The following is an 11,530-nucleotide window of genomic DNA, read 5'->3' as shown; positions in this document are numbered from 1 at the left end:
ATTATTTAATTCTGAGTTTTTATATTTTTTATTTGCCAATCAGTCACTCCCATACCAATAAGGATTTCCTCATCCCCTTTCAGGAACTCCTTATTGGTGTGATAGAAATATCCTTCTTCATCTTTACCTATGGTAATAATAGATTGGCCATATGGTGGAATCTCTTTCTTAAGAGACTTCCAATCATTCACGGCGTACCCTTCTTGCTGTTCAAGCATTATTAAAAATTCTTTCTTATTCATTGCCATTTTATTGCTCACGTATTAGTAAATTAGATAAATCTGTGTAACCTCAGCAATCTGTAACCTTTTCACTTTTTTAAAAGGTTACGCCCTAAAAGCCTTGCCCTATAAGGCTGTAACCTCAGTAACCTTTGTAACCTCAGTTTTTTCGCCATTCCTAGAGTTCATCCAGATCATCTGTGAGTACCTTTTCATTAAATACATACATAGGAATTGCTTTAGGCATACCATCAATACCTCGAGTGAGCTTTGTAGACTTGCCATTATTAAGATGATCCAGCCATCCACGTTGTATAAGTAACTTACCGACACGTTTAGGATTCAGCCCTTTGCAAAGCTCTTTTTTGAACTGTTCCGGATAGACCAGATATTTCTTTTCGCCGTTCTCAATCTTCCAGTAACCTACTCGATTAATAACTTTATCTAGATGTTCCGCATCTGGTGTCATACATTCAAAACGACTATTACCATGTGCTTCAAAAAAAGCTTTAATTTGAGCCAGAATTTCCAAATCTTCATAATTCCCAACTCGATCAAAACTACCTAACCATTGTTCAAACACAGCCCGTATAGCATTAAATGCAGTGCCGCTTTTCCAACCCGTTATTCCAGCTTGTGTTGCCAGTTCACCAGCTGTAGCAATCAAGGCGAATGTATTCGCTACACGAATAATATGTCCTTCTGAATGACCAGCAATCAATGGTTCTCGATATTGTTCCCATAACTGTCGTGCTTGTTTAATAATTTCATTTTTATCGCTACAGAGATATTCAAGCCACGCTATACCTGCTTCGCCGTAATACATGTTCGAATGCTCTACTAACATTCTAGATTGCATTGCACCATCGGAAGCAAAATCAATACTGTCAAACACACCATACTCTGACTGATCTACATCAATATCGATTAAGCGAATCTCTTGTCCTAGTTTGGCCTTTTGACCATGCTTGGCCATAATATCCTTTAGCCCTTCTTCCCCACTTGAAAGAAAGATAAGCTTCCAGTTAAAAGCAGGCTTAGCCGTAATTTGCTTATTTAAACGTGCCTTACCTAAACCATTGGCCAGCATATACACAATGTTGCCTAACTCTTTAGGATTAGCAATTTCCCCAATCTCATCTAAAGCTAAAAAGCTATCATTGTGCATATAGGCCGTATGTTCCAAAGCATTACCAGTTGCTCTCCATGTACGATAAAAACGGCTCGGTTTACCCCATACACTACAACCTAAAAATAATGCTGTTGATTTACCTTTAGATGATTTCCCAACAAAGTGAACACCAGCTCCATTCTGTTGTTCAAGTGGGCCTAAAAGCTGGCCAGCAAACGCCGTGCTAATGGCACACACTAACTTGTTATGGTTCTGTGCGGGCTTAGATACCTCTTCTCTCCATTGAATTAATGTGCCGTTGCGTTGATAGCGATTATCTAAACCGTGAATAGCCTGATAGACAATTAAATCGTTCTCTTTACTTTGGCCAACTTCACAATGAGGTAATACATACACCTCATCATGCCAGCCCACACGATCGACACATAACGCCCTTTGCTCGACTGGATAACTCATCAGATAGCTTTGTAATAGACTTCTTGCTTTAGCATCCGGTGCTATGGTCATTCCTTGATAAGAAAGTGCTTTACGTAGTTCTACGCCGTCAGACTGGAAGAACTCCATAGAAACAGCTTGTAGATGCTTAATACCATCTGGATCGTACCATTCAAGCAACCGCCCCCATGAGGTACTAGAATTATCTCGGGTCAGAGCAACAACTTTAATAGGACTAGAGATATAACGCTTATAGTCATCTCCTTTGTTATTCGTTTCTAAAAAGTACAATCCAGATTCTAAAAGATGAAAGCGTCCATCACCCCATTTGAATGGCTTGGCCATATGGCCTTTTGGTAAAGGTTCAGTATGAGGAAGTCTAGCAATGGCTTCTTTTAAAAATGCAGAAACTTCTTCTGGATCTTCATCTTTAGTGAGTTCGATTAGAAATTCACTCTCATCAATTTTCTGGTACTGATTAATTAAGCGAACACAAGTATTCTGCTCGAGCTTCTGGAAAGCATCATTTTTGAAATATTCAGGTCGTACAGGCAGGTAAAGCTTTTTAAATCCAGCTTGCGCCAATTGATTGATGACAAACTGGATCTGCTCAAAATCGAAAGCCTTAAGCGATTTTGCTAAGCGCGAAGCACATAAGTTATTTAGTACAACTAAAACTACGGATAACCCACTAGAAGCGACCTTAAAGAAAGACTCGAGGCTATAAGTAATAATTACAGGCTTATCAGGCTGGAGTTCACCATAATAGGTAAACCCTCTTGCTAATCCATCAGGAAAGATAGAAATAGTTTTTCCACTTTCTATAACGGCGCATTGGACAATACTCAATTCGCCGTTATAGATCGGTAAAACTATGGGGTTAGAGTATTCAACGTTATCTATCTCAACTCTATTTTGATCAATATAAATAGCCTGATTTGGTCCACCAAAACGCTGGATAATTTTATGCTGCAGATATTCAGTTTGATCAGGTGTATATAACTGACAATGAGTCAAAACTTCACTTGGCTTCATGTTTGAGGTGTCACGTTTAGTCATGCTTGTGACTCCTCATATTCTTTTTGAAACTGGTCTTCTTGTGCTTTGGAAAACTCCAGATTTTCATCAATCATGCTATCCGTAATACTCAAAAGACGTTTTAAATCCTTAAATACACTTTCTGGCACGCTATAGACTTGTTGTAAGTACTCTGCTGTTTTTTCATATTTACTACGAATCGAATCAAGCATTACGGCGAGGTCAGCAACCTGTTCATATGCCAGCGCATAACCTTCAGACACATCACTGGCGTCATAAGTTTTTATAGCAATTTCTATATGAGAATTTTTTAAAGATGAGTTGTTATTAGGCATGATTAATGCGCTCCTAGCGATTCATTAGAAGCTTCACCATTCACGGCCAAATGAGGGTGGCGAAGCTGAAAAGGGTTGGCCGACAGGCTCACTAGGTCACCTGCACACCCGAAGGTGTCCCTCTCCAGCCCCGCCATAACATGCAGGTGCATAGAGATTTCACGCACAAAAAAAGTCCTATGAGCGGACTGTGCGCCTAGTGAAAACTTGTAACCGGCCAAGGTTAGCTCATCTGCTTTTTGATGAACGTCCTTAGCATAACTAGGCACATGACAGCTTGCAAGAAGTATTGTTAAAAATATGGGTAACAGATTCTTATGCTTTTCCATAAGGTGGTTCCCCCATAATGCTGGTGAGTAATACCTGAAGGCTGCCAGCGTGCAGGACTAAAACGTCCTGTACAGAAGGCTTTTTCAATAATAATTCTCGGGTATCTTTAACATCTTGAAGCTCGCCATTTATGGCGAGGGTTTCAATAAACTTCATGGCTTGGTCATTCACAACCAAATCTGCTTTATCATCGTCTTCAGTAAGTGGAGCATATGAAGCTAAAACAAAACTCTTCATTTTAAGCCCCCTTACCAAAATGTTTAGCCAGAACGTTCATACCCTTAGGAAGGATGAAGAACTCTATTTTGGTAAAGGTGTAAGGATCTCCATTAGGACGGACCCGAGCAACTTCTTCATACTTGGTTTCGCAATAACCGCGCTCCTGACTGTAGTAAGTTGAAGCACGTACTCCGTTAAGCTTGCGATCCCAACCATGTTTACGTAGCCAGTTGGCCAATACTTCTCTTTTAATATTTAATATTTTGCAGGCTTGCTGAAACTTTACACCTGCAGGAGTTTGAGTAATGGTATCGATTGTTCGTTCTAAAGACTGGTTCTGAGTTTCAAGTTGAATTACTTGCTCTGTATAGTCCAAAAGAGCACGGCGTAAAGCATGAGGATTAGAGATATCTACCACCACTTCATCCTTAACTTTATATTCAAGTTCTTGCCAGCGATCGACTAAAATCGCCGTGAACTCAGGGCAAAGCTGAGCAACAACAATAATGCTGTCTCGTTTGCCTTGCTCACCTTCAAAAACATATACACCAACTTTTGAAATAAACCCTAAATTATTGATTCTTTCGAAATTCGTCATTGGAGTATTTCGAATAACACCTTTTTGCATAAGTCTCTCAATTGAGACTTTTACATTTCTATGCTCAGATTGAACCAACTCAGAAATTTCTAAACTAGTCATCTTAAGAATTGATGGATTAACTAATTGATTCATGAGTTAAGCCTCCAATTCTGCATTGGTTTGGCTTTTGATTTGGTTGTTATGCCACTCAATTAGTTGTGCATAATCAAAATAGACTGGTGCCTGGCGAGTTGTACCAGCTTTATAAGCTTTAGGGAAAGTTGGATCATTTATGGTGAGCTCACGCAAAGCATTGCGCTTAATACTCAATAATTTGCATGCTTGGTTATATGTAACTCGGATTGGTTGCATTTATTTGACTCCATACAGTTGTGTTTGATGGAGCAATAAAATCAAATTAGGTATTACCTCAGGTAAGATAGGTAACGTAAAAAAATACCCTACCTTAAGTAGGTAGGGTATATATAAATCAACAACTTAAAGTAAAATTATTTTTTATAACTTCTATCTCTATGCGTTGACCAGTTGACTAAAGGGTTGGTTATTTCTCTTAATTTTGTAGCAGATGGCCTAGTTAATTCATAATCTGTATTCATACAAATCCAATTATTAGCTTTATTACTATGGCTATCATTTTTCGGATTATCTATATAGATCGCTTTCCATAACTTTATGGAAAGTACTAAATCTGGCGCGTATCTGTCTGTAGCTGATTCATCAAAAATTAAAGATAAAAGTTCGCTTTCATCTGATTTTTCTAAGGTTTGCTCGCTTTCTAGTTGTTTAATGTGTTCCTGTAATTTAGCAACCTCTTTTTCCGCTTCATTTTTATCAGTCCATGATGAAAGAGAAATCGCCCTTTCGTTCGCTATATCTTTTTTTAATTGTTCAATCTCTAGTTTTTGTTTAGCCACAAGTCCACTTAAATTTGCTATCTCTACATTAATTTTTTCATCACTTAGCTCTACTTGCTGAAGTATTAGTTGCTCTTTCTCTATAAAATTATCTGGCTTAAAATTATTATTAAACCCTTCAATAATAATATTTTCTGAAGCTAAAAATGATTTTAAATCATCACGCTTAATATGCTCTATAACCGAGCCTTCAGTTTCTAACAGCCCCTCTTTTATACATGTTTTTATATAATCTAAGGCCCCTCCCCAATTTGGATATTCAATTTTTGCTTCAAACTCATCATTGAATGCTAGGACTAAGTACAAACCAATTCCCGATATGATACATGCTGCTTCATACTGAGTAAGTAACGGTTTTTTAAAAATTATTTTATTATAGTCAAATAAATCCGGTTTATCTGCTGATATTACTCTTTGTAATGGCGGCTCACTTGGCTTAATAGGATCGAAACTAAAGTTTTTATCAATAGCTTGCAAGACAGCTAAAAGCTCAGACTTTTTAAAAGCTAATGTCTCAGAATGGTAATTCATCATCTAACTCCTTTTGTCTTCTTGTACTTATCTCTAAATCAATTGCGCCCCGAATAGTATTAGTCTTCTTAACTTCTGTAATATATTGATCTTGTGCAAACCAATGAATATCAACTGATCCATATTGTTGAGTAATGGTTACCTTTTCCCATCCACTAAAATCATATCTTTTGTATATATTAGGTTTGTTTGGTGCTTTACCAATTGCAAGATTCAAAACTTGTATAGCTTTATTAATATCTTGCTCTAACCCAATATGCTTATGAATAGCATCAATAGCATCCCCAATACTGATATATTCAGAATCGATACTATTTAGAAAGTCCAGTAAGTTGGTATGAGGTTGAGTTGTAATAGATGCTGTCTCTATTTGCTCTATTCTATTTTTCCACTCATTAAATGAGCTTTTATTGATTAAAAGTATCCCACGCCCTTGAAGATCTATAACTGGGTCATCAAAGGTTTTACCATCACTTCTTGTATACGCTATTTCACCATTCTCACAAGCCCCAAGAATAGCAAGTTGCTTGACTTCTCGGCATGTTCTATCTGCTTTACACCATTCATTTAGAATATCAGATAACCTTAACCATTCAGCATATTCTGAATAGCCAGAACAATTATTATGTTCGTTATACATCATGCCTCCCACAGCACAAAATTCCCATTTAGAAATAGCTAAGCCAATCAGATTGGGTATCTGACTTTCGGGAGCTAACCTAGGCTTAGCGAAACAAATATAAGTGATAAAAAACTAAATAAGAACATATAAAGCCAAGTAATACGTCTAATCGTGTCGCGCACTAGTTTTAGATCTATAGAAATTAAATATTGATGAGTTCAAGCAAAAGACGAATGATATTCAAAATTAAATTTAGCGCGTCTAACAGCGTTTTATGATGTGGCTTTACTGAACCTGAAATGATTTTTCTGGTTTGATTAATTTTATTCGACATCTAGATACATCCTTTCAAAATTAACAGGGATGTACTTAATTATTCACATAGAAATATAGATTAATATCTCCAAAGCAGCTTTGGGGGATTATTTATTTTTTGCCCTTGTGTTTAAAGTATTGGTTATAATTTTCAATCTGACCTTTAACTAAACTAAAGTCCTTTTCAATAGATTTCAATGAGCGAGAAATTTCATGTTTTCTTACCTCTTCTTGCGCATAAATATAAAATTGGCTTCGACTATCCCAAACCCGTGTAATCAGCAATTCTTCAATTATTTTTTGAGATTTAATACTATCTATTTGTCCCTTTTTTCGACCATCGTCAATACGCTGTAACTTTTGTATTTTAATTTCATTTTTTGATGTATTTACACCATTAAAAAAATGAAAAGAATTAAGGTGCCTTATAACCTTTGTTAAATTACTTCTTTCAAGATAAAATTCACAAAAAGAAAGTGAAATCATCATTCTATAGTAAAAATATTCAGTAGATTCATCATGTTTCTTTTCAAAAACTCGATATAGAAACTTGTGTCCAATACTATTAATTTCTACTTCATCTTTTACCCCATCTTCAATGATATTTTCCTTTATTACATCTATTATTTCGGACGGAAAGTGAAAAACTTCTACTCCTTTTGACTCGTAAAATTCTTGTACTGTGAGATCAAGATCAAACTTCAATGCAGACAGTTGATCTTCTAAATAGCTTTTAACATTATTCATATTTTATTTAATGATCCTATCAATCTCATCTGCCCACCACTGCATCATCCCTATACGCTCTTCAAAGTGGGCTCCTTTGTCATAGACACCTTTAACACCTTTCTTTAAATGTGCCAGTGTGGCTTCTACTACCTGCTCTTTATCACTAAATCTATTGTTTAGCTGAGTACTAGCAATGTGTCTAAAGCCATGAGGATTTTGTCTATCTTTATATCCCAATCGATTTAATGCAGTATTAAACGTATTATCAGATACCGGCTCGCTTAAGCTTCCTCTGCCAGGGAACAGAAAATTAGACTCAGTTTTATAAGTTAATAATTCTTTTAAAAGAACTATAGCCTGAGGAGGCAAAGGTACAGCATGAGAAATATCTTTTTTCATGATTACAGCTGGCTTAATCCACACAGCTTTATCAAGATCAAATTGATCCCAAGTCGCATATCTTAATTCGACAGGACGTGGAAACAATAAAGCAAATAATTCCAAACCAATTGCTTTATCCCGTTTAGGATAACTTCTGATAGCTCTAATCAAAGCAGGAAATTCATCAATATCGACAAACTTCATATTCCCGCCCTGATTTTTATCAAGATGTTTTGTTATACCTTCTAACGGATTAAATTTTATTTTCTCTTGGAACTTTGCCCAATCATATGCATTACGACAATAAGACGTCAGCTTTTCAGTTTGAGTATAAATACCTAAATCACGCTGTAGACTTTGGAAGAAATCAAACCATTCTTTAGGTGAAATACTAGTAAAGTCTCTATTTCCAAAAGCAGGAATAATGTGCCTTTCAATAGATTTCTTCGCCTTATCAAAAGTATCAAATCCCCAATTTGGCTCTTTAGTATTTAGCCAGTCATACATGAGATGTTTGAATAGCAGTTCTTCTTGCTCAATTGCTTGTTTTCTTATATCTGCTTTAGTTTGTATCATCTCACCATTAGAGAGCTTAGTTAAGATTTCATTAGCCTTCTTTCTAGCTAATGAACCACTAATAGCTGGATAAGCTCCTAGCCCCATCCATGACCACTTACCATCAGGTTTTTTATATCTTAATTGCCATGATTTATTTCCTTTCTTTTGTACAAGGAAATACAGACCATTACTATCCAGTTCTCTATAGTCTTTATCTTCTGGCTCAAGACTGGCCAAAGTCGTATCAGATAAGGGTCTTTTCTTAATTGCGGTTCTTTTCATACAAATTATGGCAAACAAGCTTGTATCATGAGTTCAGTAATTGAATCATGATACACACGATGATACAAGGATCGATCTGCTATATGAGTTTATGTTAGTTTATATAAAGCAATAAAAAAGCCCTAAATCATTATAATTTAGGGCTTTTTCAAGTCATATAAAGCTATTCGAGTTTATATGATTTTAATATCTTGGTAGGTATATCCAGACTCGAACTGGAGACCTCTACGATGTCAACGTAGCGCTCTAACCAACTGAGCTATACACCTAGAATGGAAAGCATCATATTCATTTTTCAAAAGCAAAACAAGTGATTTTCAATTGAAAAAAATACAAATGAGCAGACTTTAAGCAAACTTTTTTCATTTCCCAAAAAAGAAAAACGGTACATGGTTTAACCACATACCGTTTTGTTTAGCTGAATTTAACTCTCAACTTAACAAGGACATTTCTTTAAAGTACCGCCAGCCGATGGATAACGCGCATCGACACAATAGCGATAGAAAGTTTTAGCATCCATTGGTGTTAAATCAGAATGATGAAGCTTCATGTGTTCCAGATAAGTTTGATAATCTGGCACTCCAACCATCAAGCGAAAGCTTTGCTGCAAACGCTGCCACAGTGTTGCAATGCGTGACCAGTTCTTTGGAGAGAGCAATAGCTCTTTTTGTGAGAGCACCGTCATTTTGATGATTTTCGCAATAATGACAGTTCCATTTTTTGCAAATTTAAAATTCATCATTACTCTCCTCGTGGAGTTACCACTTCCGAATCGGCATATACAGCTGGGGATTCATTTACAGTCGGTGTTGGGCTTGCTAAAGCACGACGCACAATACCAATTGAAGCAATAATCATGACAATCGATACAATCATAAAGAAGCCACAAAGCGCAGCATTAATCTGATTCGACATCACAATGTTTTGCATCTCAGCAATAGTTTTGGCTGGTTTAAGAATTTCACCACGAGCGATTGCATCTGAAAATCTATTTGCTTGCGCTAAGAAACCAATCTTTGGATTTTCGTGGAAAATCTTTTGCCAACCCGCAGTCATACAGGTCACGAATAAGAAAATTGTTGGGATGATCGTCACCCATACATATTTTTCTTTTTTCATTTTAAACAGAATAACTGTACCCAAAATGAGTGCCATTGAAGCCAGCATCTGGTTACCAACACCAAACAGAGGCCATAAGGAGTTAACACCACCCAGTGGATCAATCACACCTTGATAGACGAAGAATCCCCATCCACCTACTGCAACTGCTGTACCCACTAAGTTACCCACGAATGAACCAGAAGATTTAACCGCAGGAATTACAATACCCACTGTGTCTTGCACCATAAAACGACAAGCACGAGTTCCGGCATCTACAGCAGTTAAAATGAATAACGCTTCAAATAAAATCGCAAAGTGATACCAAAATGCCATCATTGAACGGCTATTGAAAATTTCCGAAATGATATGTGCCATACCAATTGCAAAGGTAGGCGCACCACCTGTACGTGAAAGAATCGAAGTTTCTCCGACTTCCTGTGCCAACAGCGTTAACATTTCAGGGGTAACAACAAATCCTAAATTACGAACCGCTTCTGCCGCAGTTTCTACAGTTGTACCCAGTACAGCCGCAGGTGCATTAATTGCAAAGTACACGCCTGGGTCTAAGACAGTTGCACAGATCATCGCCATAATACCGACGAAAGACTCCATGAGCATACCGCCATAACCAATCACGCGAATATCTGCTTCGTTATCAATGAGCTTTGGTGTTGTACCACTTGATACAAGTGCATGGAAACCAGAAATAGCACCACAAGCAATGGTAATAAATAGGAATGGGAATAAGCTACCTGAGAAAACAGGGCCAGTACCGTCAATAAAATGAGTCACTGCTGGCATTTTCAGTTCAGGTAATGCAATGATAATACCGACTGCTAAACCGAGAATGACACCAATTTTAAGGAATGTTGATAGATAATCACGTGGTGCTAACAATAACCAGACAGGTAAAACTGATGCGATAAATCCATAAATGATTAAGCACCATGTAAGCTGTGTTCCTGTTAAGGTGAAAAATTCACCCCAGTAAGGATCTGCTGCAACATGTCCACCGTAAACAATGGCAAGCATCATTAAGACGAAGCCAATAATAGAAACTTCAGCAATACGTCCTGGGCGAATAAATCGCATGTAAACGCCCATAAATAATGCAATGGGAATAGTTGCTGCAATAGTAAAAACACCCCATGGACTATGGGCAAGTGCTTTAACCACAACTAAGGCCAATACCGCAAGGATAATAATCATTACCCCTAGCGCGCCAAGCATTACAACGATACCAGCAAAAGAACCCAGTTCCTGTTTTGCCATTTCACCAAGCGAACGACCGTCTCGACGCGTTGAAATAAATAAAACTAAGAAGTCTTGTACTGCACCCGCGACAACCACACCGACCAGTAGCCAGATTGTCCCTGGTAAAAAACCCATTTGTGCAGCCAAAATTGGCCCGACTAATGGTCCCGCTCCGGCAATTGCCGCAAAGTGATGACCAAAAAGTACGTATTTATTGGTGGGAACATAATCCAGACCATCGGCTAAACGATGTGCTGGGGTTAAACGTCTTGGGTTTAATTCAAATACTTTAGTTGCAATAAATAGACTATAAAATCGATATGCGATGCTATATACACATGCTGCAGCAAGTACAAGCCAAACCGCATTGACATGTTCACCACGACTGAGTGCCAGCATCCCAAAAGAAATTGCACCTATAATTGCCACTAGGCTCCAGACCAGCTTGGAGGGAAGCGTAGATTTCGCTTGCATTGTGTCCATTCTTAACCTCTCAATAAATAACTACAGCATTTTTATATTGTTATGTACT

Annotated in this window: 14 protein-coding genes and 1 tRNA gene; all 15 read right to left on the bottom strand. The window is 37.4% G+C overall.

Going from position 1 to position 11,530, the window contains the following annotated elements; genetic code table 11:
• Nucleotides 1–5: 5 nt before the first annotated feature.
• The 15 genes from ACLBWE_RS05950 to ACLBWE_RS05880 all read right to left on the bottom strand — a co-directional run bounded on the left by ACLBWE_RS05950 (nt 6) and on the right by ACLBWE_RS05880 (nt 11,481).
• Complete coding sequence (locus tag ACLBWE_RS05950; RefSeq protein ID WP_447601711.1) at nt 6–248, bottom strand: hypothetical protein; 243 nt, start codon at nt 246–248, stop codon at nt 6–8.
• Between the two features lie 151 nt (nt 249–399).
• Nucleotides 400–2,847: a DUF927 domain-containing protein gene (locus tag ACLBWE_RS05945; RefSeq protein WP_447601709.1), complete on the bottom strand. Its 2,448-nt coding sequence runs from the start codon at nt 2,845–2,847 to the stop codon at nt 400–402.
• Nucleotides 2,844–3,161: a hypothetical protein gene (locus ACLBWE_RS05940; RefSeq protein ID WP_045125799.1), complete on the bottom strand. Its 318-nt coding sequence runs from the start codon at nt 3,159–3,161 to the stop codon at nt 2,844–2,846. The genes ACLBWE_RS05945 and ACLBWE_RS05940 overlap by 4 nt, the downstream gene beginning before the upstream one ends.
• A 2-nt stretch (nt 3,162–3,163) precedes the next feature.
• Nucleotides 3,164–3,490: a hypothetical protein gene (locus tag ACLBWE_RS05935; protein ID WP_407969593.1), complete on the bottom strand. Its 327-nt coding sequence runs from the start codon at nt 3,488–3,490 to the stop codon at nt 3,164–3,166.
• Complete coding sequence (locus ACLBWE_RS05930) at nt 3,477–3,728, bottom strand: hypothetical protein (RefSeq protein ID WP_447601706.1); 252 nt, start codon at nt 3,726–3,728, stop codon at nt 3,477–3,479. Before ACLBWE_RS05930 ends, ACLBWE_RS05935 begins: the two co-directional genes overlap by 14 nt.
• A gap of 1 nt (nt 3,729) precedes the next feature.
• Nucleotides 3,730–4,443, bottom strand: a complete 714-nt coding sequence (locus ACLBWE_RS05925) for a phage antirepressor KilAC domain-containing protein (protein WP_447601704.1) — start codon at nt 4,441–4,443, stop codon at nt 3,730–3,732.
• 3 nt (nt 4,444–4,446) lie between these two features.
• Nucleotides 4,447–4,662: a transcriptional regulator gene (locus ACLBWE_RS05920; RefSeq protein WP_447601702.1), complete on the bottom strand. Its 216-nt coding sequence runs from the start codon at nt 4,660–4,662 to the stop codon at nt 4,447–4,449.
• Between the two features lie 137 nt (nt 4,663–4,799).
• Entirely contained in the window at nt 4,800–5,759 is a 960-nt protein-coding gene (locus ACLBWE_RS05915; RefSeq protein ID WP_447601700.1) for a hypothetical protein, read from the bottom strand.
• Nucleotides 5,740–6,399, bottom strand: coding sequence for a hypothetical protein (locus tag ACLBWE_RS05910; protein WP_447601698.1), 660 nt, complete (start codon nt 6,397–6,399; stop codon nt 5,740–5,742). The genes ACLBWE_RS05915 and ACLBWE_RS05910 overlap by 20 nt, the downstream gene beginning before the upstream one ends.
• A 181-nt stretch (nt 6,400–6,580) precedes the next feature.
• Complete coding sequence (locus ACLBWE_RS05905; RefSeq protein ID WP_447601696.1) at nt 6,581–6,712, bottom strand: hypothetical protein; 132 nt, start codon at nt 6,710–6,712, stop codon at nt 6,581–6,583.
• Between the two features lie 92 nt (nt 6,713–6,804).
• A complete protein-coding gene (locus tag ACLBWE_RS05900) occupies nt 6,805–7,440 on the bottom strand; it encodes a hypothetical protein (RefSeq protein ID WP_447601694.1) in 636 nt (211 codons plus the stop codon).
• Nucleotides 7,441–7,443: 3 nt separating this feature from the next.
• Nucleotides 7,444–8,643: a tyrosine-type recombinase/integrase gene (locus tag ACLBWE_RS05895; RefSeq protein WP_447601692.1), complete on the bottom strand. Its 1,200-nt coding sequence runs from the start codon at nt 8,641–8,643 to the stop codon at nt 7,444–7,446.
• A 192-nt stretch (nt 8,644–8,835) separates the two neighbouring features.
• Nucleotides 8,836–8,912, bottom strand: a tRNA-Val gene (locus tag ACLBWE_RS05890).
• A gap of 167 nt (nt 8,913–9,079) precedes the next feature.
• Nucleotides 9,080–9,385 (bottom strand): YbdD/YjiX family protein, encoded by a 306-nt coding sequence (locus ACLBWE_RS05885; protein ID WP_004643555.1) that lies wholly within the window; start codon nt 9,383–9,385, stop codon nt 9,080–9,082.
• Entirely contained in the window at nt 9,385–11,481 is a 2,097-nt protein-coding gene (locus tag ACLBWE_RS05880; RefSeq protein WP_447601689.1) for a carbon starvation CstA family protein, read from the bottom strand. The genes ACLBWE_RS05885 and ACLBWE_RS05880 overlap by 1 nt, the downstream gene beginning before the upstream one ends.
• Between the last annotated feature and the right edge of the window lie 49 nt (nt 11,482–11,530).

The organism is Acinetobacter sp. M5A5_2a, from assembly GCF_053345265.1.
The sequence above is the reverse complement of the archived record's forward strand: the minus strand, read 5'-3'. Positions and strand labels throughout refer to the sequence as shown.